The organism is Agromyces bauzanensis (assembly GCF_014645655.1).
In the GTDB taxonomy this organism is placed as follows: domain Bacteria; phylum Actinomycetota; class Actinomycetes; order Actinomycetales; family Microbacteriaceae; genus Agromyces; species Agromyces bauzanensis.
In genome coordinates, this window is the sequence record NZ_BMMD01000008.1 from 14706 (window position 1) to 38248 (window position 23543).

Sequence of the window (23543 nt, forward strand, 5' to 3'; positions counted from 1 at the left end):
GGTCGGTCCGGCGACGCGTGGCGCGGGCACTGGTAGCGTCACGCCATGGCCGCCGGCATTCTCACCACCGACTCCACCCACTTCCGCGAGACCCTCGAGGGCCGCTCCGATGCCGTGCGCGAGATCGCGCTCGCCATCCGGCGGCGGATCTTCGAGGTGCTGCCGCAGACTGTCGAGGTGGTGTGGCCGGCGCAGCGCAGCTCGGGCTACGGAACCGGGCCGAAGAAGAACTCCGAGCAGTTCCGTGGATCCTCGTCCACGCCGCGCATGTGACCCTCTCCTTCCCGTACGGCGCCGAGCTCGACGACCCAGCTGTAGGAGGCGCAGGATTCCGCGGCAAAGGTCGCGGTCGTACGCGCGGAGAACCCGCATCGCACCCTGCCCCCCACTATCGCGGTTCTCGATATCGGCATCACCGGCTGATCCTCGCGGCGCGTGTTCTCGTCCGACCTCATCAGCCGCGAACACGAGCGACGGTATTCCGTCGTCGACGGACAACCGCAGATGCACGCCCGAAATGCGCGAGCGGGCGTTGCGGATGCCCGGGCACGATCGACGGATGCCGCGGGGCCACTTCATTACGATCCCGTGACAGGCGCGCCGGTCGTTGGCCCGCGGTACCAGCGTGTGCCAGTCTCTTGCGCATGGAGCAGCACGAGCAGGCGGCCAGGCCCGTGGACGCGGTTGCCAGGTCGCATTCGACGCTGCCGCTGTGGATCGGCACCTCGGTCGCGCTCGCGCTGATCGCCGCCGCGATCCTCGTGCCGGTGATCACCGGCATCGACCCGTACGTGAACTCCTTTCCGCCGCTGCATGCGGAGTGGATGCCCCGGATCGGCTGGGGCACGGTGCCAGCCATCGCCGTCGCGGTGCTCGCAGCACGGAGCGCGGTCGGCCTCGCCGCCCGCCTCCAATGGGACGCACTGCTCGGGGCGGCGTTCATCGGCGGCCTCGTATGGATGCTCTCGCTCGCCTTCGTCGACGGCGGTTCGGGGATCGGCGCGATCCTCGCGTCGAAATACGAATACCTGCCGACGGCCGAGCGCATCGACGATGTCGGTGCCTTCCTCGACGACTTCATCGCGCGCATCCCGATCGGCTCCGACGGCAACTGGGCCACCCACGTCGCCGGGCACCCGCCGGGAGCCACGCTCTTCTTCTGGCTGCTGTTCCGTCTCGGCCTTGGATCATGGGTGAGCGCCGGCCTCCTCATCATCCTGCTCGCCGCGACCGCACCGCTCGCAGTGCTGACCGCGCTGCGGCGGCTCGGCGCCGAGGATGCAGCGCGCCGTGCCGCGCCGTTCCTCGTGATGGGGCCTGCTGCGATCTGGATGGCGACCTCCGCCGACGCGATGTTCACCATGGCCTCGGCGTGGGGACTGGCGCTGCTCGCGATCGCGGCGACCGCGACCCGCACCCGCGCGATGGTGGCCTGGAGCGCTGCGGCCGGCGCGGTGCTGGGCCTGTGCGTCTTCCTGTCGTACGGGCTGCCACTGCTCGGCGTGCTCGCCGTCGCGGTGCTGTTCCTCGCCCGGTCCTGGTGGCCGCTGCCGATCGCGACGGGCGCGGCCCTCCTGGTGGCGCTCGCATTCGGACTCGGCGGGTTCTGGTGGTGGGAGGCGTTCCCCGTCCTGGTCGAACGCTACTATGTCGGCGCCGGCGGCATCCGCCCGCCCGAGTACTGGATCTGGGCGAACCTCGCCGTGCTCGCCGTCAGCGCGGGGCCGCTCGTGGGCGCATCGATCGCGGCCGCCGCGACCCGCGCCCGACCGTTCGATGGATGGCGCCGGGTGGCCGTCGTGCTCACCCTGGTCGCCGCCGTCGTGATCATGCTCGCGGACCTGTCGGGGATGAGCCGGGCCGAGGTCGAGCGGATCTGGCTGCCGTTCGTGCCCTGGCTGCTCGTGGGCACCGCGCTGCTGCCCGAGCCGTGGCGCCGCTGGGGCTTCGCGGGGCAACTCGGGTTCGCCCTCGTGGTGCAGCACCTGCTCTTCACCGGGTGGTGAGCCGGAGGAGCGCCGTGAACGACAGCATGGAGCGAGGGGTGCCGTCCCGGAGAATGGACGGCACCCCTCGTCCCCTTGGGTGGCGGGCCTGCGTGCCGCGGGAGTCCGATCGCCGCGGCGATCTGCTCAGCGTACGCCGACGACGCTTTCGCCTGAAGCCCCCAGAACTCGGGTCGCCGCTGTGCCGGCCATCTCGACACGGGGTGTGACTCAGCCGCGACTCACCCGCGACTCACCCCCGCGGTCACTTTACAGGGGGGACCCGCTGAGGTTGCATGGGGAGGAGGACCGGGACTCGACTCGAAGTCCGTACGCTGTTGACGACAGGTGGAGGTGGGGACCGTGGACGCTCGGAACAAGCGCAACCGCGACTTCGCCGAGACCCGTACGCCGCTCGGCGTCCTCGGCGGATTCGTCGGCCTCGTCGTCACGAGCGCGGCCGCGGCCACGCTCGTGACGGTGGGCATCACGCCGGCGATCGCGACCGTCGGGATCGCGGCATCCGGAACCATCGGCATGTTCGAGAACCTCCCCAGCTACCTCGAGATCGGCGAGTTGTCGGAGAAGAGCGACATCTATGCGACGCGCTCCGACGGGTCGACCGCACTACTCGCCTCCTTCTACGACCAGAACCGGGTCGAGGTCGGCTGGGACCAGATCAGCCAGTACGTGAAGGATGCCGCGGTGGCCGGTGAGGACCCGCGCTTCTACGAGCATGGGGGCATCGACCTGCAGGGCACCGTGCGAGCGGCCGTGACGACGGCGACCGGCCGCGAGACGCAGGGCGGCTCGTCGATCGCGCAGCAGTATGTCAAGAACGTGCGCGTGCAGGAGTGCGAGCGCGAAGCGGCCACCGTGGCGCTCGAGGACCTGACCGACGAGCAGCGGACGGCACTGACCGGCGACGAGCGGTTCGCCCTCATCGAGGATGAGCGGCTCGGCTGCTACGACTCGGTCACCGAGACCACGATCGACCGCAAGCTCAAGGAGATGCGCCTGGCGATCGGCGTCGAGAAGCGGTACAGCAAGAGCGAGATCCTGCTCGGCTACCTGAACATCGCCGGCTTCGGCGGCACCGTGTACGGCATCGAGGCCGCAGCGAACTACTACTATTCGACCACCGCGGCGAACGTGACGCTCGCGCAGGCGGCCTCCCTCATGGCCATCGTCAACAATCCGGCGAAGTTCAAGATCGACGGTCCCGACGACGAGGCGAACGGCGCGGCCAACGGCTACGCCGACAACCTCGGGCGACGCGACTACATCCTGCGGCAGATGCTCGATGAGCGGAAGATCACGCGGGCGGAGTTCGACGAGGCGATCGCCACCCCCGTGCAGCCTGCCATCAAGGAGCCGAGCACCGGTTGTCAGACCGCCGGCGGCAGCGCGTACTTCTGCGACTACGTGAAGAACATCCTGCAGACCGATCCGATCTTCGGTGAGGACGCCGAGACGCGCATGCTCAACTTCCGCCGGGGTGGGTACCAGATCTACACGACCCTCGACCTCGACCTGCAGAACGCGGCCGAGACTGCGATCGGCAACAACGTGCCGCAGGCTTACCCGGGGTGGGACCTCGGTGCGGTGATCTCGAGCGTGCAGGTCGGCACTGGGCGGGTCCTCGCCATGGCGCAGAACAAGACCTACAGCCAGGATCCGTTGGTGCTGCAGCAGGGACCGCAATTCACGAGCATCAACTACAACACCGACTACGACTACGGCGGGTCGCGCGGCTTCCAGCCGGGCTCATCCTACAAGGTCTTCACGCTGGCGCAGTGGCTCAACGAGGGCCACAGCCTCGCTGAGCGCGTCGACTCCCGCCGGAAGAGCAACTGGGGGGTCTTCCAGGACAGCTGCCTGGGGCCGCAGTTCGCTGGCGACTGGAACCCGAGGAACGACGCCAACGAGTCGGGCGGCAACTACAGCGCCCTGGAGTCGACCATCGGCTCGATCAACACGGGCTTCGTCGGCATGGCGAAGCGGCTCGACCTGTGCGGCATCCGCAAGACCGCCGAGGCGTTCGGGATGCACCGCGCCGACGGCGACCCGCTCCAGCAGGGGCCGGCGTCGGTCATCGGCACCAACGAGGTCGCCCCGCTCAGCATGGCCGTCGCGTTCGCGGGCATCGCGAACAACGGGGTCACCTGCACGCCCGTGGCGATCGACCGCATCGTGGGCCGCGACGGTGAGGAGATCCCGCCGCCGCAGTCGACCTGCACGCAGTCGGTGACACCGGAGGTCGCGTCCGCGATGTACTACGCGCTGGGGCGAGTGATGACGGGTGGCACGGCCACGGCCTCGTACGGCGCCACCCAGCCCAGGGTGCCGCTCATCGGCAAGACCGGCACGACCGACGGAGCCAAGGACACGTGGATGGTCGGCGCGAGCACGAAGGTGGCGATCGCAGCGGCGGTGGTGAGCGTGAACGGCGAGGCGAACCAGCGCGGCATCCGGTTCGACAGCGGGGAGGCCGCCACCGCCCGGCACCGGATGTGGCCGCACGTGATGTCGGTCGCCGCGGCGAAGTACGGCGGCGACGCCTTCCCCGAATCGTTCGGGCCCGCCGGTCCGCCGCCGTCCGGCTCGAACAACTCCGACGACGGAGGCGCGCCCGACGAGGGCGGGCCCGGGAACAGCGACGGCGGCGGGGGCAATGGGAACGGCGGCGGGAACGGCGGAGACGACTGACCGCGCTCACATCTGACGGGCCCTCGTCAGCGTGCGGCCCAGGCGGCCGCGGTGCGGTCGATCACCTCGGCCCACGGGGTGGGGCGGATCCCGAACGCCTCGGTGGTCTCCGCGGCGTCGATGACGAACGGCCGGTCGAACTGATACCGCAGCTCGCGGACGTGCCCGAGGAGCGGGACGAACGGCGCCAGCGCCGTGAGTGGGGCCCGCGGCATCCGACGCACCACCGGCGAGGCGACGCCCGCCGCCGTGGAGAGCTGCTCGAGGAGCGCCCGGATCGCGACCGGTGGGTTCGTCGGCACGTGCCAGGCGCGGCCCCACGCGCGTTCGTCGCGCCCGAGCACCTCGAGCGTGTGGCCGATGTCGGGCACGTACGTCCAGCTGTGCGGCGCATCGGGGTCGCCGACCACGCTCGCTGCGCGGCCGGCGAGCACTGAGGCGCCGTATCGCGCGATCAGGCCGTGCTCGGCCCTCACGGTCGGGCCGAGGTAGTCCGACGCGCGCACCTCGGTGGTGCGCACGCGTCCGGCTTCGTGCGCGGCGAGCGCGTCGAGCCAGAGGCGCGCGCGGAGCCGGCCGGTGCGGGAGGTCGCGGCAAGGGGGAGTGCCGGGGTCATGGGCTGGTCGACCGGGCCGTAGCCGTACAGGTTGCCCATCGTCACGAGCACGGCGCCCGTGCGCTCGGCGGCCGAGAGCGCCGCTGCGGCGAGCGGCGGCCACCCCGTCTCCCAGCGCGGGTACGGTCCGGGATTCGCGCAGTCGTACATCACGTCGACGCCGTCGGCGGCGCGAGCGAGTGCCTCGGGGTCCGTCGCGTCCAGTGCGACGGACTCCGCGCCGGCGGTGGACATCCGCCCGGAACGCGTGACCACGCGCACGGTCTGGCCCGAGGCGACGAGATGCTCGGCGAGGGAGGACCCCGTGGGTCCGGCGCCGATGACGAGGTGTCGTGACATCCGTCGCCTCCTCAGAAGTCGAGCGTGTCGCCGGGCTCGAGCGGCACGTACTCGCCGCCGCCCTGCTCGGTCGCCCAGCCGAGCCGCGCGTTCGACAGGGCCTTGCCGGCCTGCGAGAGCACCATCTCGTGCGTCGGGAACGCGCGGCGCGGCGTCACGGCCATGACGTAGTCCATCGACTCGGCGATCTTCATCCAGGGCGCGCCCGCGGGCGCCGCCAGCACCTCGACGTCGACGCCCTCGGGCACCGTGAACGAATCGCCCGCGTAGTACAGCCGGTCGTTCACGAGCACGCCGAGGTTGTCGACGATGGGGATGGAGGAGTGGATCAGGGCGTGCCGTCCGCCGAAGAACCGCAGGCGGAACGGCCCCACCGTGACCTCGTCACCGGCCGCGATCGTCTCGATCGGAAAGCCGGATGCCGCCGTCGCGACGCCGGCGGGACCGAAGATGCGCACCTCCGGGTTCGCCTCGACGATGCGACCGAGCTGTTCGGGCGTCCAGTGGTCGTCGTGCTGGTGCGTGATGACGACGGCGACGGCGCCCGCCGATTCCGTGATGGGCGTCGTGAACTTGCCGGGATCGATGAATAGCTTGTTTCCGGAGTCCTCGATGACGAGCGCGGCATGTTCGAGCTTCGTGAGTCGCATGCGTCGAGCCAACACCGCCGGTCGGTTGCCGCGCAAGTCCGGCGGCCTGCCAGAATCGCTCCATGGATCGTGCCCCTCGGCGCCTCATCGTCGCCGTCAACCCGGCCGCCTCGTTCGGTCGCAACCGCGCCGTCGGGCCGGTCGTCGCCGAACGCCTCATCGTGGAGGGTTACGACGTCTCCATGCTGCGCGAGCCGAACTTCGAGCTGCTCCGGCGAGAGACCGAGCAGGCTTTCGCGCAGGGCGCCGGCGGGCTCATCGTGGTCGGCGGCGACGGCATGGTCTCCCTCGCCGTGAACCTCGTCGCGGGCACGGGCGTGCCGGTCGGCATCGTCCCCACCGGAACGGGCAACGACCTGGCGCGCGGCCTCGGCCTGCCGTTCGACGACCCCGCGGCGGCCACCGAGGAGCTCGTCGCCGCACTCGAGCGGCCCCCGCGACGCATCGACGCGGGCATCATCCGCCACGGCGGGCTCTCGACGTACTTCGCGTGCGTCGTGTCGACCGGCTTCGACGCCGTCGTGAACGAGCGGGCGAACCGGATGTCCCGCCCGCGCGGACCGAGCCGCTACACGCTCGCCCTCATCCGCGAGCTGGCGACATTCCGGCCTCGGATGTACACGATCACGATCGACGGCGTACGCCGGGAGCAGCGAGCCATGCTCGTGTCGGTGGCCAACAACCCCTTGCTCGGCGGCGGCATGCGCATCGTGCCGCACGCCGACCTCGCCGACGGGATGCTCGACGTCTTCATGGTGCATCCGTTGTCGCGCATGGGGTTCATCAGGGTGTTCCCGAAGGTGTTCGCGGGCGAGCACACCGACCACCCGGCAGTCGAGTTCGTGCGCGGCCGGAGGATCACCATCGAGGCCGACGACATCATCGCCTACGCCGACGGTGAGCGCATCGGCGCGCTGCCGATCGAGGTCGAGGTGGCGCCGGGAGCCGTCTCGGTGTTCGCCTGAGCGGCCGCGGTCGGCGAGGCGGCCTCGATTTTGCGGCTCGTCCGCGCCTGTGTCATACTCTTCCAGTTGTCGATTTCGGCCCCATCGTTTAGCGGCCTAGGACGCCGCCCTCTCACGGCGGTAGCGCGGGTTCAAATCCCGCTGGGGTCACGCATGCGACATGCGACATCCGACGACTGACGAATGCCCTCGCTCCGCGGGGGCATTCGGCGTTTCCCGGGGGTCCAGCCCGGGGCATCCGTCGACGAACCATCGGCTAGACTCGTGCGAGCGAAGGGGAGTATCCCGCGGGGCGAGTCCGCCTCGGGCCACGATCGTCAGTACGAGCGCCGAAGACGCCGCTCCGGGCGTGGCGGCGCGCCGATGGCGCGGTCGGGAGAGACTTTCGGGTTCACCTGACCCCGCACCGGAAGGCCACTTGTGCTCGAACTCCCCGCTTGGTTCGAAATCGGATCCCTCGTCGTCCTGACGCTCGTCCTCATCGGCGACCTGCTGCTCGTCGTGAAGCGCCCGCACGTCCCCTCGTTCCGCGAGTCGACACTCTGGGTGGTATTCTACGTCGCGCTCGCCCTCATCTTCGCGCTGCTGATGTTCCTGCTCGGCGATGCGGAGCACGCGGGCCAGTTCATCGCGGGCTGGCTCACCGAGTACAGCCTGTCGATCGACAACCTGTTCGTCTTCGTCATCATCATGGCGCGGTTCGCCGTGCCGAAGAAGATGCAGCAGGAGGTGCTCATGGTGGGCATCATCCTCGCCCTGATCTTCCGCGGAATCTTCATCCTGCTCGGCGCGCAACTGATCGAGAACTTCAGCTGGGTCTTCTACATCTTCGGCGCGTGGCTCGTGTGGACGGCGATCCAGCAGGCGTTCCTGCACCGCGAGGAGAGCGCCGAGGAGAACGAGGGCCGGCTCATCCGGATGCTCCGCAAGCGCGTGCGCATCTCGGACGACTACGACGGCATCAAGCTGCGCACCACGGTGGACGGCACGCGAATGTTCACGCCGATCATCATCGTGTTCATCGCGATCGGCACGACCGACCTGCTGTTCGCGCTCGACTCGATTCCGGCGATCTTCGGCATCACGCAGAGCGCCTTCATCGTGTTCACGGCGAACGTGTTCGCGCTCATGGGGCTGCGCCAGCTGTACTTCCTCCTGGGCGGACTCCTCGAACGACTCGAGTACCTGAAGTACGGCATCGCCTTCATCCTCGCCTTCATCGGGGTGAAGCTCGTGCTGCACGCCCTGCACGTGAATGAGCTCCCGTTCCTCAACGGCGGCGAGCCCGTCGAGTGGGCGCCCGAGATCTCGACGTGGATGTCGCTCGGCGTGATCATCGCGTCGATGGCCGTCGCGACGATCGCGAGCCTCGTCAAGGCGCGGGTCGATTCGCAGCGTCGTGGCGCCACGCTGCTCGACGAGGTGCCGCGTTTCACCGAGGAGAGCCGCGGTTCCGAGCACTGAGGGTCGTTGCCCGGCCGGGCCCCGGTCGTGACGTGGGTCTCTCCACAACGGTCGGCGCGCCCGGCCGTGACTTGCTAGCGTGGTGAGGCGGCGCCTGGGTGGGGCGCCCGGGTCGGCGGGCCCGGTGGCGAGCTGCGGCGAGGAGAATCGTGTCGGATGATGGCGAGGACGTCGTCGCACTTCCGCGCGGTTCGGCCGTGATCGCGCACAGCGCCCGGAGCGACGTGGGGCTTGCCCGCAGCGTCAACGAGGACTCCTACCTGGCCGAGGCGCCCGTGTACCTCGTGGCCGACGGCATGGGCGGCCACGCGCGGGGCGACGCCGCGAGCCGCACGGTGGTCGAGACCTTCCGCCGCCACCTCGAAGCGGGGCGGCCCTCGACGCCCGAGCAGGTGCTGGATGCGATCCACAGCTCGAACGACGCCGTGCGGGCGCTCACCGAGGAGGGCGAGGAGGGCACCGCCGTCGCGGGCACCACACTCACGGGGGTCGCGCTCGTCGACGCGGGCGACGGCGCCGGATTCCACTGGATGGTCTTCAACATCGGCGACTCCCGCGTGTACGCGTGGGACGGGCGTACGCTCGAACAGCTCAGCGTCGATCACTCCGCGGTGCAGGAGCTCGTCGACGCCGGGCTGCTCCGCGCGGATGAGGCCGATCGGCATCCCGAGCGGAACGTCATCACTCGGGCGATCGGAGCCGATGCCGTCGTCGAACCCGACATCTGGCTCATTCCCGCGACGGGCCGACAGGTCTTCCTGATCTGCTCCGACGGTCTCTCGAAGGAGGTCGACGACGAGCGCCTCGCGCACATCCTCGCGGGCGACACCGGACACGCCGCGGGCCTCGCCGGCGAACTCGTCGACGCCGCGCTGGAACACGGCGGCCGCGACAACGTGACCGTGATCGTCGTAGAGTCCGAGCTCGGTGCCGGCGACGACGACGAGGCGACCCGGGATCGCCCCGACGCCCGGCCCGACGAGGACACGACGCCGCGTGGCGTGGGAGGTGGGAACGGCGACGTACCGTCCTGACTCGGCGGCCTCATGGTTCGCCGCAGTGCGTGGCGGAGTCGTCGCGAACCGAGGGTGCGTGACGGCGACAGCGAGGTCTCGGGCGCGGGGATCGCGACGTGGGCCGAACGGGTGCTCTCGGGCGACGCCGTCGAGGTCGTCGTGACGGACGTCGCTTCCGACGGCGTCGGATGCCGCGGTACGCGCCGTGTCGCGGCCGGCCGGGCCGCCTCCGGCGCCTCGTGAGCCGCTACCGCGTGCGTCGGCGTCGGTCGTGCTCGGCCGCGACCCGGCGCCCGACCCGACCCGGCCGGCGGCGGCGGCGATCCGGTTGGAGGACCCGGCGAGATCCGGTCCGAGACGCACGCGCGCATCGAGGTCGTCGACGGCCGCGTCGAGGTCACCGACCTCTTCCTCGACGAACGGCACGCGCGTGCTCACGCCCGAGGGCGAATCGCGCGAACTCGAGCCCGGACGGCCCGTGGAGGCGCCGAGCGGGGCGACCGTGCTGCTCGGCGAGTTCGCCGTGCTGCTGGATCGGGTGCCGCTCGACACGGTGTAGCCTGATGTGGTGCGCGCTCCACGACTCCTTCTTCTGTGCCGCGGCGGGGCCTCGTCCTAGGCCGATCCCGTCGCGGAGTCCGCCGTCGGCTGACCACAGATTCTGAGGAAGCGAACGTTGAACGCAGTACCAGCGGCTGAACCGCGACCCCGCACCCTGGCCGAGAAGGTCTGGGACGCCCACCTCGTGAAGAAGGGCGAGGACGGCACCCCCGACCTCATCTACATCGACCTGCACCTCGTGCACGAGGTCACGAGCCCGCAGGCCTTCGACGGCCTGCGCATGGCCGGCCGGCCGGTGCGCCGGCCCGATCTCACGATCGCGACGGAGGACCACAACACGCCGACCCTCGCGATCGACCGGCCCATCGCCGACCCGACGAGCCGCACGCAGATCGAGACGCTGCGCCGCAACGCGGCGGAGTTCGGCATCCGACTGCACTCGCTCGGCGACGTCGAGCAGGGCATCGTGCACGTCGTGGGCCCGCAGCTGGGCCTCACGCAGCCCGGCATCACCGTGGTCTGCGGCGACTCGCACACGTCGACGCACGGCGCATTCGGCGCGATGGCGTTCGGCATCGGCACGAGCGAGGTCGAGCACGTGCTCGCCACGCAGACGCTGCCGCTGAAGCCCTTCAAGACCATGGCGGTCAACGTCGAGGGCACCCTGCGTCCCGGCGTCACCGCGAAGGACATCATCCTCGCCGTCATCGCGAGGATCGGCACGGGCGGTGGGCAGGGCTACGTGCTCGAGTATCGCGGCAGTGCCATCCGCTCGCTGTCGATGGACGGCCGCATGACGATCTGCAACATGTCGATCGAGGCCGGCGCCCGCGCGGGCATGGTCGCGCCCGACGAGACGACGTACGCGTACCTGCACGGCCGTGCGCACGCGCCGCAGGGCGCCGACTGGGACGCCGCGGTCGAGTACTGGCGCACGCTGCCCACCGAAGAGGGCGCCGTCTTCGACGCCGAGGTGTTCATCGACGCCGACATGCTCGAGCCGTTCGTGACGTGGGGCACCAATCCCGGGCAGGGCGTCTCGCTCTCCGATGCCGTGCCCGACCCCGCGTCGATCGACGACCAGCACGAGCGCGCCGCCGCCGAGCGCGCCCTCGAGTACATGGCGCTCGAGCCCGGCACGAAGCTCAAGGACGTCCGTGTCGACGCGGTCTTCATGGGCTCGTGCACGAACAGCCGCATCGAGGACCTGCGCGCGTTCGCGTCGATCATCAAGGGCAAGCGCAAGGCCGACGGCGTGCGCGTCATGGTCGTCCCGGGCTCGGCCCGGGTGCGGCTCGAGGCCGAGGCCGAGGGCCTCGACAAGGTGTTCGAGGAGTTCGGCGCCGAGTGGCGCTTCGCGGGCTGCTCGATGTGCCTCGGCATGAATCCCGACCAGCTGGCGCCCGGCGAACGGTGCGCCTCGACCTCGAACCGCAACTTCGAGGGCCGCCAGGGCAAGGGCGGCCGCACGCACCTCGTGTCGCCGCTCGTCGCGGCGGCCACCGCGATCCGGGGCACGCTCTCGAGCCCGTGGGATCTGCAGGGCGAAGGGGAGGGACGCTGACGTGCAGAAGTTCAGCACCGTGACCGGCGTGGCGGTTCCGCTGCGCCGGTCGAACGTCGACACCGACCAGATCATCCCTGCGGTGTTCCTGAAGCGGGTCACGAAGACCGGCTTCGAGGACGCGCTTTTTCACGCGTGGCGCGAGGACGCCGAGTTCATCCTGAACCGGCCCGAATACCGGGGCGGGCGCATCCTCATCGCCGGCCCCGACTTCGGCACCGGTTCGAGCCGTGAGCACGCCGTGTGGGCGTTGCGCGACTACGGGTTCGACGTCGTGATCAGCTCCCGCTTCGGCGACATCTTCCGCGGGAACTCGGGCAAGCAGGGCCTGCTCGCCGCCCAGGTCGCCTACGAGGACGTCGAACGGCTCTGGGAGGTCGTCGAGGCCCACCCGGGAATACCCGTCACCGTCGATCTGGTTGGGCGTACGGTGAGCGCGGGTGCGCTCACGGTGTCGTTCGACATCGACGACTACACTCGGTGGAGGCTTCTCGAAGGGCTCGACGACATCGGGCTCACCCTGCGGGACGAGGAGTCGATCGCCGAGTTCGAGTCGCATCGAGCGTCTTGGCGGCCGAAGACGCTCCCCATCAGGGAGCCGGCAGAATCAGGGAGTCTGTGAACACACTCGGGCAGGATGCCAGGCACCACGGAACGGCGGTCGGACTGAACGTCGACCGGATCACGATCAACGGCGGCAAGCCGCTGCGCGGCAGGATCGAGCTCAAGGGCGCCAAGAACCTCGTGACCAAGGCGATGGTCGCAGCGATCCTCGGCGACACCCCGAGCGTCCTGAAGGACGTGCCGAACATCAGCGACGTCCGCATCGTGCGCGGCCTCCTCGAGGTGCACGGCGTGACGGTCACCCATGGTGTCGACGAGGGCGAGCTCATCCTCGATCCCTCGGCGGTCGAGTCGGCGCACATGGCCGACATCGATGCGCACGCGGGCTCCAGCCGCATCCCGATCCTGTTCTGCGGTCCGCTGCTGCACCGGCTCGGCGAGGCCTTCATCCCCGACCTCGGCGGCTGCCGCATCGGCGACCGTCCCATCGACTACCACCTCGAGGTGCTGCGCAACTTCGGCGCCATCGTCGAGAAGCTCCCGACCGGCATCCGGATGTCGGCGCCCAACGGGCTGCACGGCGCGAAGGTCTCGCTGCCCTACCCGAGCGTCGGTGCGACCGAGCAGGTGCTCCTCACCGCGGTGCTCGCCGACGGCATCACCGAGCTGTCGGGTGCGGCGATCGAGCCCGAGATCATGGACCTCGTCAACATCCTGCAGAAGATGGGCGCCATCATCACGGTCGACACCGACCGCGTCATCCGCATCGAGGGCGTCGAGAAGCTCAGCGGGTACACGCACCGGGCGATCTCCGACCGCAACGAGGCCGCGAGCTGGGCTGCGGCGGCGCTCGCGACCGAGGGTGACATCTTCGTCGGCGGCGCCAAGCAGGCCGACCTGTTGACGTTCCTCAACGTGTTCCGCAAGGTCGGCGGCGCGTTCGAGATCCACGACGACGGCATCCGCTTCTACCACCCCGGTGGAGAGCTGAAGCCCGTCATCATCGAGACCGACGTGCACCCGGGGTTCATGACCGACTGGCAGCAGCCGCTCGTGGTGGCCCTGACGAAGGCGAAGGGCGTCTCGATCGTGCACGAGACCGTGTACGAGCAGCGATTCGGCTTCGTGGACGCGCTCATCGAGATGGGCGCGTCCATCGAGGTGCACAAGGAATGCCTCGGCGGGCGGCCATGCCGCTTCGGCCAGCGCAACTTCAAGCACTCCGCCGTCATCTCGGGCCCGTCGCAGCTCCACGGCGCCGACATCGAGGTGCCCGACCTCCGCGGCGGCTTCAGCCACCTCATCGCGGCGCTCACGGCCGAGGGCCGGTCGACCGTGTCGAACGTGGGCATCATCGCGCGCGGCTATGAGGACTTCATCACGAAGCTGGAGCTCCTCGGGGCGGACTTCGAACTCGAAGGATAATGGGGGAGTGCCACTCGAGAACTCCTCGTCCGACGCTGCCGCGAAGCCGCGCTCGGAGACCCGCCGCCCCTCGTTCTTCTGGGTCCTCGCCGTCATCATCCTTCCGGTGATGAACCTCGCGGTCCGCTTCCGGTTCCACCACGCCGAGCGGATGCCCCGGAGCGGCGCGTTCGTGCTCGCTCCGAACCACTACAGCGAGATCGACCCCGTCGTGATCGGCGTGGCGAGTTGGAAGCTCGGCCGGGCGCCCAGGTTCCTCACCAAGGCCTCGCTCTTCAAGAACCCCGTGCTCGCGTGGTTCCTGCGCACCTCCGGCCAGATCCCGGTCGAACGTGCGGGCAGCAGAAGCCACGCCGCGCTCCGAGCGGCGGAGGAGCTCGTCGAGAAGGGCCGCATGGTCGTCGTCTATCCCGAGGGTTCGCTCACGCGCGACCCCGACCTGTGGCCGATGCGCGGCAAGACCGGCGCCGTGCGCATCGCGCTCGAGCGCGGCATCCCCATCGTGCCCGTCGCGCACTGGGGCACGCAGGCGTTGCTGCCGCGCTACGGCAAGAAGCTCAGCTTCTTCCCGCGCAAGACGATCCAGGTCTCGATCGGCGAGCCGCTCGACCTCAGCGCCTACCGCGGCAAGCCGCTCGCCCAGGCCACGCTGCTGAAGGCGACGGGCGAGTTGATGAATGCGATCGCGGCGCTCCTCGCCGAGCTCCGCGGCGAACCCGCGCCGGCCGAGCGCTGGGATCCCGCGGCGCACGGGCAGAAGGAGACCGGTCGCCTTGAACCGTAGGAGCCAGGCCCGAAGGCCCCACGGCAAGCGCGTGGCAGTGCTCGGCGCCGGCAGCTGGGGCACCACCTTCGCGAAGATCCTCGCCGACGGCGGCGCCGACGTCGTCGTCTGGGCGCGCCGGCCGGAGCTCGCCCGCGAGATCCAGGAGGCCAAGCGCAACAGCGACTACCTCGCCGGCGTGAACCTGCCGCTCAACCTGCGGGCCACGAGCCGGCTCGACCTCGCGCTCGCGGGCGCCGAACAGGTCTACGTGTCGGTGCCGAGCCAGGCGCTGCGCGAGCACCTCAAGATCGCAGCCCCCCACCTGCGCGCCTCCCCGACGGTGGTCTCCCTCATGAAGGGCGTCGAGAAGTCGACCGGCCTGCGCATGAGCGAGGTCATGGCCGACGTGCTGCGCGTCGACGCGTCGCAGATCGCGGTCATCTCCGGGCCGAACCTCGCGCTCGAGATCGCGAAGGAGCAGCCCACCGCGGCGGTCGTCTCGTCGACGAGCCTCGAGACCGCGCAGTCCGTGGCATCCGTCGCCCGCAACCGCTACTTCCACTCGTTCGTGAACACCGACGTCATCGGCACCGAGTTCGGCGGCGTGCTGAAGAACCTCATCGCCGTCGCGATCGGCATCGTCGACGGCGCCGGCTACGGCGAGAACACCAAGGCGTCGATCATCACCAGGGGACTGGTCGAGATGACCGACTTCGCCGTCGCCTTCGGCGCGCATCCCGAGACGCTCTCAGGGCTCGCGGGCCTCGGCGACCTCATCGCGACGTGCCAGTCGCCGCTGTCGCGCAACAACACCGCCGGGCGACTCCTCGGCCAGGGCTACCACCTGAGCGATGTCGTGAACCAGATGCAGCAGACCACCGAGGGACTGGCGTCCGTGGGGCCCATCCTCGAGCTCGCCCGGGCGAAGGGCGTGGAGATGCCCATCATCGAGCAGGTCCGCCAGGTGCTGGCGGGCACGCTGGCGCCGAAGGACATCGCACCGCACCTCACGACCGACGACGAGCCCCAGGGCGAAAGGACGAAGGATGGACAAGCTCAGGGTGGTTCTGCTGTTCGGCGGGCGCTCCAGCGAGCATTCGATCAGCTGCGCGACGGCGGGCGGGGTGCTCGGCGCGATCGACCGTGACCGCTTCGAGGTGATCCCGGTCGGGATCACCCGCGACGGCGCCTACGTGCTCGAGTCCGACGACCCCGACCGGTTCGCGCTCGATCCGCAGCACCTGCCCGAGGTCGTCGACAACGGCTCGCGCGTACGCTGGCCCGAGAGCGCTGCCTCACGAGCGCTGACGGTGACGGATGCCTCGGGCGAGCGTTCGCTCGGCGATGTCGATGTCGTCTTCCCCATCCTGCACGGCCGGTTCGGCGAGGACGGCACCATCCAGGGCCTGCTCGAGCTCGTCGGCCTGCCCTACGTCGGCAACGGCGTGCTGGCCTCGGCGATGGGCATGGACAAGCACGTCACGAAGACCGTGCTCGAGGGCGCGGGCATCGCCGTGGCCCCCTGGGTCACGGTGACGCGGGAGTCATGGGAGCACGACCGGGAGCTGTGGGAGCGCCGCGGGCGCGGCCTCGGGCTGCCGGTGTTCGTGAAGCCCGCCCGTGCGGGTTCGTCGATGGGCGTCACGAAGGTCGCCGACTGGGCCGAGCTCGATGCCGCCCTCGACGTCGCGTTCGCCGAGGACCGCACGGCGCTCATCGAGTCGGCGATCCACGGCCGCGAGATCGAGTGTGCGGTGCTCGAGGGCCGCGCCGACGCCCCCGTGCGCGTGAGCGTCGCGGGCGAGGTCATCGTGACGGGCCGCGAGTTCTACGACTTCGAGGCGAAGTACCTCGACGCCCCGGGCGTCGAGCTCATCTGCCCGGCCGACCTCGGCGACGGCGAGCTCTTCGAACTGCAGCGCGTCGCGCGGCACGCGTTCGAGGCCATCGGCGCCGAGGGCCTCGCGCGCGTCGACGTGTTCCTCGGCGAAGAGGGCTTCGTGGTCAACGAGATCAACACGATGCCGGGCTTCACGCCGATCTCGATGTTCCCCACCTGCTGGCTGAACTCGGGCCTGAGCTATCCCGAGCTGATCACCGAGCTCATCGAGGTCGGGCACGCGAGGGGGGTGCGCTAGCGCGGCGTGCGCTACTCGGGCGACTCCGTCGGCACGGCGTCGTCGAGCCCGACGCAACCGCCCTCCGCGGGGATCGCGGCGACGGCCGGCGAGAGGTCGGCGATCGCCGTCGACCCCGACACGACGTCGTTGTCGACGAGCACCTCGACGGCGGGTGTGCGGCCGTAGGTCGTGAACAGGAACCTCGGGGCATCCGACTCGTCGATGATCCAGTCGACGCCGTCGACGGTCACGCAACGGTCGGTCGTGGGCCCCGGCGGCTCGACGCCGCAGCGCAGCAGGACGGCGGCCGGCGTGCCCCAGGCTCCTGTTCCCTGGGCGTTCGTCTCACGCTCGGCGAGGCCGGCCACGGCGTCGGGCAGGCGCACCACGACCGCGGCGCAGTCGGGGTCGGTCGCGTACGGGGCCGCATCGAAGGTCACAGCCTGCGCGCAGCCCGCCATCATCACGGCGCCGGCCAGCGAGACCGCGGCCGCGAACACGGATCGAGGAAGCCCGCGGGGGCGGCGGGCGGCTGGGTGGGGCATCGATCTCAGGCTACCGTGAGTGGCATGGAACGAGCTGCGCGCCCGGGCGGACCCACGATCGCGGAGCTCGGCGAGAGCGCGGTGCTCGCCCGCATCCTGCCGCGGCTCGCCCCGGGCGACACCACGCTGCTCGGCGCCGGCGACGACGCCGCGGTGGTCGCCGCCACCGACGGCCGCTTCGTCGTGACGACGGACATGCTCGTGCACGGTCCCGACTTCCGGCTGGCGTGGTCGACGCCGTTCGAACTCGGCTGGAAGGCGGCGGCCACCAACCTGACGGATGTCGCCGCCATGGGCGCCCGGCCGACCGGGCTCGTCGTGGCGGTCGCGGCGCCGCCGGCGACGCCCGTCGCCGTGCTCGAGGGCTTCGCCGACGGGCTCCGCGAGGGCCTCGCCGTGCTCGCCCCCGGCGCGGGCGTCGTGGGGGGCGACCTGTCGGCGTCGTCGGTGCTCACCATCGCGGTGACCGCGTTCGGCGATCTCGAGGGCCGCGAGCCCGTGCTGCGCTCGGGCGCCCGGGTCGGCGACGTCGTCGCGCACGCGGGTGAACGCGGCACGGCGGCACGCGGACTCGCCCTGCTCTTCGCGGAGGGCACGGATCCCGCGGGCATGCCCGACGCCGAGGCGGCGCGTGAGGTGCGGGCGCGGCATCCGGAGCTCGTGCGGGCGCAGGTCGCCCCAGAGCCGCCCGTCGCGGCCGGCGTCGTCGCGGCGGTGGCGGGCGCCACGGCAATGCTCGACGTCTCCGACGGGCTCGCCCGCGACGCGCGCCGCATCGCCGAGGCGAGCGGCGTCGGCATCGACTTCGATGCGAGGGCGCTCGGTCCCGACCTGCGCGTCGCGCTCGCCGGCGCCGAGGACCACGGCCTACTCGCCACGTTCCAGGCCGGCACGCGCGTGCCCGAGCCGTTCCAGGTCGTCGGCCGCGTCGTGGACGACCCCGGGCAGGTGCTCGTCGACGGCGAGCGGGCGGGCGCCGACGGCTGGGATCCCTACGCCGGCTGGGACGGCAGCTCGGGCTGAGTCCGGGCCGCCCACCAGAGCGTCGTCTCGCCGTGGTCGCGGCGCCGGTCGGCCACGATGCCCTCGGGCCAGTCGGGCTCGGGCGACCGGGAACTGCGCTCGACGACCACGACCGCGTCAGGGGAGAGGAGCGGTGCGAGCAGTGCGAGGTCGTGCGCGAGCGCACGTTCGCCGAGCTCGTACGGCGGGTCGATGAGGACGAGGTCGAACGTGCCGGCGGCCGACTCGAGGTAGCTCGCGACCGCCCGTGGGACGACCCGCACGCGCGCTGGACGGCCGCGCAGGGCACGGCCGACGGCGTCGGCGTTGCGGCGGCACACGTCGGCAGCGCCCTTCGCGCGCTCGACGAGCACCACCTCGGCTGCGCCCCGGCTCGCGGCCTCTAGGCCGAGCGCCCCTGAGCCCGCGTACAGGTCGAGCACGGCCGCGCCCTCGATGGCGTCGCGCGCCGCGAGCGCCGAGAAGATCGCCTCGCGCACGCGGTCGCTCGTGGGACGCGTTCCCGAGCGGGGCACGGCGAGGGTGAGCGAGCCGGCGGCGCCGGCGATGATGCGGGTCATGTCCCCGGCAGCCTAGCGACGACGCCGCGGGCTGTCATGCTCCCGCGAGGCGGTCGCATCCGCTGCAATGATGGAGGGGTGGATGACTCGACCGACCAGGTGCCCGCCGAACCTGTTCGTCACCGGGGTGACGAACAGCAGATGATCGACCGCCTCTGGGATTTCCGCGATCCCGGTGCGAGCGAGGAGCGGTTCCGCGAGGCCGCAGACGACGACACGCACACCGCGCACTTCCGCGCCGTGATGTCGACTCAGCGCGCGCGCGCGCTCGGCATCCAGGGCCGAGCCGCCGAGGCGTTCGAGGTGCTCGACTCCATCGCGTCGGGCGGCATCCCCTCCGACGACCCCGAGCGCGACGCGGCCGAGGTGCGCGCGCGCATCGCCATCGAGCGCGGGCGCATCCTCGCCGCCGACGCGGAGCGGCGGCAGGAGGCCGTTCCCGTGCTCACCCGCGCGGCGCGCGAGGCCGCGCTCGCCGGTTCGCCGTTCCTCGTGCTCGACGCCCTGCACATGCTCGCCCTGAACGATGCGGGTCACGAGGAGGAGTGGGCCGCAGAGGGCTTCGACGTGCTCGCGGGCTCCCGCGACCCGCGCGTGCTGCGCTGGGGCGTCGCGCTCCACAACAACCTCGGCTGGACCAAGCACGACGCGGGCGATGCGCTCGCCGCGCTGCATCACTTCGAGCAGGCCGTCGAGGTCGCCGACCGGTACGGCACGGCCGAGCAACAGCATGTGGCACGCTGGTCCGTCGCGCGGTGCCTGCGCACGATCGGCCGCACCGACGAGGCGCTCGACCTGCAGCGCGAGCTCGCGCGCGCCCGCCCCGACGACCCCTACGTGCAGGCCGAGCTCGCCGCCCTGACCGAGGCGGAGCCTACGATCGAGGCATGACGGCCGAAGGAGCGGATGCCGCGGGCGCCGGTCGGTTCACGCTCGACACGCGCCTGACGGGCGCGCTCGGCGGACGCACCACGCAGGCCGTCGAGCGCGCGTTCGGATACCGCACGGTCGGCGACCTGCTCGGTCACTACCCGCGGCGCTACGCGCTGCGCGGCGAGCTCACGGCGCTCGCGAGCCTGCCGCTCGACGAGAACGTCACGATCGTGGCGGAGGTGCTCGAGGTGCGCGTGCGCGAGATGCGACACCGCCGCGGGTCGATCGTCGAGGCGAAGATCTCCGACGGCACCGGCATCCTGACGCTCACCTTCTTCAACCAGAAGTGGCGCGAGAACGACCTGCGCCCCGGTCGCCGCGGCATCTTCGCGGGCAAGGTCGGCGACTACAAGGGCAATCGCCAGCTCGCCCACCCCGACTACGAGCTGTTCGACGACGACGTGCCGCGTTCGGCGGGCGACGCGGCAGCGAAGCGGTGGGCGGAGGCGCCGATCCCGATCTATCCCGCCACGAGCACGCTCGCGAGCTGGCAGCTGGCCAAGGCGATCGCGCTGCTCCTCGACGGCCTGGGCCCGCTCGACGACCCCATCCCCGACGCCGTTCGGGAGGCGCGATCCCTCCTCGACCAGCGTGCCGCCCTCGAGGCGGCGCACCGGCCCGAAACCGAGGCCGACTGGAAGGCGGCGCGTCGCACGCTCCGGTTCACCGAGGCGTTCGTGCTGCAGACGGCGCTGCTGCTGCGTCGTGCCGAGCTCCGGGCGCACACGACGACGGCGCGGCATCCGTCGCCCGGGGGCCTGCTCGAGCGGTTCGACGCGTCGCTGCCGTTCTCGCTCACCGCCGACCAGCGCGCTGTGGGGGCCGAGATCGCCGCCGACCTCGAGCAGCCGGTGCCCATGAACCGGCTCGTGCAGGGCGAGGTGGGCTCGGGCAAGACGGTCGTGGCCCTCCGGGCCATGCTCGCGGTGGCCGACTCGGGCGGTCAGTCTGCGCTCCTCGCACCCACCGAGGTGCTCGCCGCGCAGCACCTCCGTTCGATCGCGCGCATGCTCGGTCCCGACCTGTCGGCTGCGCTCGTGCCCACGCTGCTCACGGGGCAGCTGCCGGCCGCCGAGCGCCGGAAGGCGCTTCTGCGGGCCGCCGCGGGGCAGGCGCGCATCGTCGTCGGCACGCACGCCCTCATCGGAGAGGCGGTGTCGTTCGCCGACCTCGGGCTCGTGGTGGTCGACGAGCAGCACCGGTTCGGCGTCGAGCAGCGCGAGGCGCTGCGGCTGAAGGGCGAGCACCCCCCGCACGTGCTCGTGCTCACCGCGACGCCGATCCCTCGCACCGTCGCGATGACGGTGTTCGGCGACCTGGACGTGTCGACCATCCGGGAGCTGCCCGCCGGGCGCGCGGGCATCGAGACGTACGTCGTGCCGCTCGCCGAGCGTCCGGGCTGGCGTGCGCGAGTGTGGGAGCGGCTCGCGGAGGAGGTCGAGCTGGGTCGCCAGGGCTTCGTCGTGTGCCCCGCGATCGATTCCAAGGTCGTCGAGGACGACCCCGACGCGCTGGAGCCCGACGCCGCAGACGGCCGAAGCGGCGGGCAGGCGGCATCCGTGGCATCGGTCCTTGCGGAACTCGAGTCGCATCCGCGCTTCGCCGACAAGCGCGTCGCACCCCTGCACGGGCGCATGGGCTCCGACGAGAAGGACGCCGTGATGCGCGCCTTCGCGGCCGGGGAACTCGACGTGCTCGTCGCCACGACCGTCATCGAGGTCGGCGTCGACGTCCCGAATGCGAGCGCGATGGTGGTGGTCGATGCCGACCGGTTCGGCGTGTCGCAGCTGCACCAGCTGCGCGGACGCGTCGGCCGCGGCGCGGTGCCGGGCCTGTGCCTGCTCGTGACGGCCGCCGAGCCCGGCTCGCTCGCGCTGCAGCGCGTCGAGGCCGTGGCGGCGACGCTCGATGGGTTCGAGCTCGCCCGCGTGGACCTCGAGCTGAGGCAGGAGGGCGACGTGCTCGGCGCCACCCAATCGGGCGGGCGCTCATCGCTGAAGCTGCTGCGCGTCTCACGCGATGGCGACCTCATCGCCGACGCGCGAGAGCTCGCGGCGGAGGTGCTCGACGCCGACCCCGGGCTCGAGCGGCACCGGGCACTCGCCGCCGAGGTCAGACGCCGTCTCGACGCCGAGACGAGCGGATTCCTGAGCAAGGGCTGAGACTCTGGAGCAGCGCCTCCCGTGCCGTGCTCGGGCACTACGCTGGGGGATATGCAGCGGATCGCCGTCGTCCCAGGATCGTTCGACCCCGTCACGCTCGGCCATCTCGACGTCATCGGCAGGGCCGCCGGTCTCTACGACGAGGTGCACGTCGTCGTGGTGCACAATCCCGACAAGTCCGCGCTGCTGCCCATCGCCGAGCGCGTGGCGCTCATCGAGCGATCGATCGCCGACGCCGGCCTCGACGGGCGGATCGTCGTCGCGTCATGGAGCATGGGCCTCCTCGTCGACTACTGCACCGACGTCGGCGCGTCCGTGCTCGTGAAGGGCATCCGGTCGCAGGTGGACGTCGCCTACGAGACGCCCATGGCCATCGTGAACCGGCACCTCGCCGGCGTCGAGACGATGTTCATGCTGACCGATCCCGCCAATGCGCACGTGTCCAGCTCGCTCGTGCGACAGGTGTCCGCGCTCGGCGGCGACGTCTCGCCGTACGTGCCGCAGGTGGTGTCCGAGTTCCTGCAGGCGGCGATGACCCCATGAGCGAGGCTGCGGTCACGGTTGGAGGCGCGGGCGCTTACGACGCACCCGACTTCGTCATGGGCATCGACGAGATCGGTTCGCGTGCCGCGGCCGTCGTGCAGAACGTCGAGACGGTCATCGCGGGCAAGCGCGATGCCGTCACGGCCGCGCTCACCGTGCTGCTCGCCGAGGGACACCTGCTCATCGAGGACGTGCCGGGCGTCGGGAAGACCATGCTCGCCAAGGCGCTCGCCCGCTCGGTGGACTGCAGCGTCAGCCGCATCCAGTTCACGCCCGACCTCCTCCCGAGCGACGTGACGGGGGTCTCCGTCTTCGACCAGTCGAGTCGACGGTTCGAGTTCAAGCGCGGTCCCGTCTTCGCGAACATCGTGATCGGCGACGAGATCAACCGCGCGAGCCCGAAGACCCAGTCGGCGCTGCTCGAGTGCATGGAGGAGCGCCAGGTCACTGCCGACGGCACCACCTACGTGCTCGACCTGCCGTTCACCGTGGTCGCGACGCAGAACCCGGTGGAGATGGAGGGCACCTACCCGCTGCCCGAGGCGCAGCGGGACCGCTTCATGGCGCGCATCTCGATGGGCTATCCGTCGCCCGCCGACGAGCTCGCCATGCTGTCGACGCGGGAGACGTCGAGTCCGCTCGATCGCCTGGCCACCGTCGTGACCCTCGGCGAGCTCCGAGCCATGATCGCCGCCGTGCAGCACGTGTTCACGTCGCAGCCCGTGAAGGAGTACGCGGTCGAGCTGGCACGCGCGACGCGCGACGACCGCCAGCTGCGCCTCGGTGCGAGCCCGCGCGCCACGCTGCAGCTCATTCGCGCGGCGAAGGCGCACGCCGCCATGCACGGTCGTGACTTCGTGCTGCCCGACGACGTCGACGCGCTCGCCGTGCCGGTGCTCGCGCACCGGCTCGTGCCGACGAGCCGTGCCATCGGCGCCCACGACCGCGACAGCGGGCCGCTCATCGACGCCGTCGTGCGTCGCATCGTGGGGGAGACGCCGGTTCCCGTCGGCAGTGCACGAAGGATCTGAC

Annotated in this window: 23 protein-coding genes and 1 tRNA gene; 20 read left to right on the forward strand and 4 right to left on the reverse strand. The window is 71.1% G+C overall.

Going from position 1 to position 23543, the window contains the following annotated elements:
• Positions 1 to 45 precede the first annotated feature (45 nt).
• From IEX31_RS08340 to IEX31_RS08350, 3 genes are all read left to right on the forward strand, one after another.
• Positions 46 to 273 carry a hypothetical protein gene (locus tag IEX31_RS08340; protein ID WP_188742979.1) on the forward strand — a complete coding sequence of 76 codons (228 nt, stop codon included), beginning with the start codon at positions 46 to 48 and terminating at the stop codon, positions 271 to 273.
• A gap of 371 nt (positions 274 to 644) precedes the next feature.
• Complete coding sequence (locus tag IEX31_RS08345; protein ID WP_229662203.1) at positions 645 to 2006, forward strand: SoxR reducing system RseC family protein; 1362 nt, start codon at positions 645 to 647, stop codon at positions 2004 to 2006.
• Positions 2007 to 2348: 342 nt separating this feature from the next.
• Positions 2349 to 4694 carry a transglycosylase domain-containing protein gene (locus tag IEX31_RS08350; RefSeq protein WP_188742980.1) on the forward strand — a complete coding sequence of 782 codons (2346 nt, stop codon included), beginning with the start codon at positions 2349 to 2351 and terminating at the stop codon, positions 4692 to 4694.
• 26 nt (positions 4695 to 4720) lie between these two features.
• Here the strand turns inward: IEX31_RS08350 and IEX31_RS08355 are convergent, their stop codons facing one another.
• Together IEX31_RS08355 and IEX31_RS08360 are read right to left on the reverse strand one after the other, a co-directional pair.
• The gene (locus IEX31_RS08355; RefSeq protein ID WP_188742981.1) at positions 4721 to 5650 is read right to left on the reverse strand and encodes an NAD-dependent epimerase/dehydratase family protein; all 930 of its coding nucleotides are present in this window, start codon (positions 5648 to 5650) and stop codon (positions 4721 to 4723) included.
• 11 nt (positions 5651 to 5661) lie between these two features.
• Positions 5662 to 6300, reverse strand: a complete 639-nt coding sequence (locus IEX31_RS08360; RefSeq protein WP_188742982.1) for an MBL fold metallo-hydrolase — start codon at positions 6298 to 6300, stop codon at positions 5662 to 5664.
• A 62-nt stretch (positions 6301 to 6362) separates the two neighbouring features.
• On the opposite strand from IEX31_RS08360, the gene IEX31_RS08365 reads away from it, so the two are divergent.
• The 12 genes from IEX31_RS08365 (at position 6363) to IEX31_RS08415 (ending at position 16763) form a co-directional block, all read left to right on the forward strand.
• A complete protein-coding gene (locus tag IEX31_RS08365; protein ID WP_188742983.1) occupies positions 6363 to 7265 on the forward strand; it encodes a diacylglycerol/lipid kinase family protein in 903 nt (300 codons plus the stop codon).
• A gap of 77 nt (positions 7266 to 7342) precedes the next feature.
• Positions 7343 to 7415, forward strand: a tRNA-Glu gene (locus IEX31_RS08370).
• 270 nt (positions 7416 to 7685) lie between these two features.
• Positions 7686 to 8729: a TerC family protein gene (locus tag IEX31_RS08375; protein WP_188742984.1), complete on the forward strand. Its 1044-nt coding sequence runs from the start codon at positions 7686 to 7688 to the stop codon at positions 8727 to 8729.
• Between the two features lie 149 nt (positions 8730 to 8878).
• The gene (locus IEX31_RS08380) at positions 8879 to 9763 is read left to right on the forward strand and encodes a PP2C family protein-serine/threonine phosphatase (protein ID WP_188742985.1); all 885 of its coding nucleotides are present in this window, start codon (positions 8879 to 8881) and stop codon (positions 9761 to 9763) included.
• A gap of 54 nt (positions 9764 to 9817) precedes the next feature.
• Positions 9818 to 9988, forward strand: coding sequence for a hypothetical protein (locus IEX31_RS08385; protein WP_188742986.1), 171 nt, complete (start codon positions 9818 to 9820; stop codon positions 9986 to 9988).
• Positions 9989 to 10175: 187 nt separating this feature from the next.
• Positions 10176 to 10304: a hypothetical protein gene (locus tag IEX31_RS19270; RefSeq protein WP_268236971.1), complete on the forward strand. Its 129-nt coding sequence runs from the start codon at positions 10176 to 10178 to the stop codon at positions 10302 to 10304.
• Positions 10305 to 10421: 117 nt separating this feature from the next.
• Positions 10422 to 11870, forward strand: coding sequence for a 3-isopropylmalate dehydratase large subunit (gene leuC / locus IEX31_RS08390; protein WP_188742987.1), 1449 nt, complete (start codon positions 10422 to 10424; stop codon positions 11868 to 11870).
• Between the two features lies 1 nt (position 11871).
• The gene (leuD, locus tag IEX31_RS08395; RefSeq protein WP_188742988.1) at positions 11872 to 12492 is read left to right on the forward strand and encodes a 3-isopropylmalate dehydratase small subunit; all 621 of its coding nucleotides are present in this window, start codon (positions 11872 to 11874) and stop codon (positions 12490 to 12492) included.
• Complete coding sequence (gene murA / locus IEX31_RS08400; protein ID WP_188742989.1) at positions 12489 to 13859, forward strand: UDP-N-acetylglucosamine 1-carboxyvinyltransferase; 1371 nt, start codon at positions 12489 to 12491, stop codon at positions 13857 to 13859. Before leuD ends, murA begins: the two co-directional genes overlap by 4 nt.
• Before the next feature lie 7 nt (positions 13860 to 13866).
• Complete coding sequence (locus tag IEX31_RS08405) at positions 13867 to 14643, forward strand: lysophospholipid acyltransferase family protein (protein WP_229662204.1); 777 nt, start codon at positions 13867 to 13869, stop codon at positions 14641 to 14643.
• A 37-nt stretch (positions 14644 to 14680) separates the two neighbouring features.
• A complete protein-coding gene (locus IEX31_RS08410; protein ID WP_229662218.1) occupies positions 14681 to 15772 on the forward strand; it encodes an NAD(P)H-dependent glycerol-3-phosphate dehydrogenase in 1092 nt (363 codons plus the stop codon).
• Positions 15672 to 16763: a D-alanine--D-alanine ligase family protein gene (locus IEX31_RS08415; protein ID WP_188742992.1), complete on the forward strand. Its 1092-nt coding sequence runs from the start codon at positions 15672 to 15674 to the stop codon at positions 16761 to 16763. The genes IEX31_RS08410 and IEX31_RS08415 overlap by 101 nt, the downstream gene beginning before the upstream one ends.
• 11 nt (positions 16764 to 16774) lie before the next feature.
• Here IEX31_RS08415 and IEX31_RS08420 read toward each other — a convergent pair whose 3' ends face one another.
• The gene (locus tag IEX31_RS08420; RefSeq protein ID WP_188742993.1) at positions 16775 to 17290 is read right to left on the reverse strand and encodes a DUF3515 domain-containing protein; all 516 of its coding nucleotides are present in this window, start codon (positions 17288 to 17290) and stop codon (positions 16775 to 16777) included.
• A gap of 24 nt (positions 17291 to 17314) precedes the next feature.
• Here IEX31_RS08420 and thiL point away from each other — a divergent pair, with 24 nt between their 5' ends.
• The gene (gene thiL / locus IEX31_RS08425) at positions 17315 to 18313 is read left to right on the forward strand and encodes a thiamine-phosphate kinase (RefSeq protein WP_188742994.1); all 999 of its coding nucleotides are present in this window, start codon (positions 17315 to 17317) and stop codon (positions 18311 to 18313) included.
• Here the strand turns inward: thiL and rsmD are convergent.
• Entirely contained in the window at positions 18283 to 18873 is a 591-nt protein-coding gene (gene rsmD, locus IEX31_RS08430; protein ID WP_188742995.1) for a 16S rRNA (guanine(966)-N(2))-methyltransferase RsmD, read from the reverse strand. The genes thiL and rsmD overlap by 31 nt on opposite strands.
• Before the next feature lie 78 nt (positions 18874 to 18951).
• Between rsmD and IEX31_RS08435 the strand changes: the two genes are divergently transcribed.
• Genes IEX31_RS08435 through IEX31_RS08450 form a run of 4 tightly spaced genes read left to right on the forward strand, consistent with a single transcriptional unit; the run spans position 18952 to position 23542 of the window.
• On the forward strand, positions 18952 to 19764 hold the full coding sequence (locus IEX31_RS08435) for a tetratricopeptide repeat protein (RefSeq protein WP_188742996.1): 813 nt from the start codon (positions 18952 to 18954) through the stop codon (positions 19762 to 19764).
• Positions 19761 to 21968 (forward strand): ATP-dependent DNA helicase RecG, encoded by a 2208-nt coding sequence (locus IEX31_RS08440; protein ID WP_188742997.1) that lies wholly within the window; start codon positions 19761 to 19763, stop codon positions 21966 to 21968. The genes IEX31_RS08435 and IEX31_RS08440 overlap by 4 nt, the downstream gene beginning before the upstream one ends.
• A gap of 51 nt (positions 21969 to 22019) precedes the next feature.
• A complete protein-coding gene (coaD, locus tag IEX31_RS08445) occupies positions 22020 to 22511 on the forward strand; it encodes a pantetheine-phosphate adenylyltransferase (RefSeq protein ID WP_188742998.1) in 492 nt (163 codons plus the stop codon).
• A complete protein-coding gene (locus tag IEX31_RS08450) occupies positions 22508 to 23542 on the forward strand; it encodes an AAA family ATPase (protein ID WP_373285513.1) in 1035 nt (344 codons plus the stop codon). The genes coaD and IEX31_RS08450 overlap by 4 nt, the downstream gene beginning before the upstream one ends.
• Position 23543 lies beyond the last annotated feature (1 nt).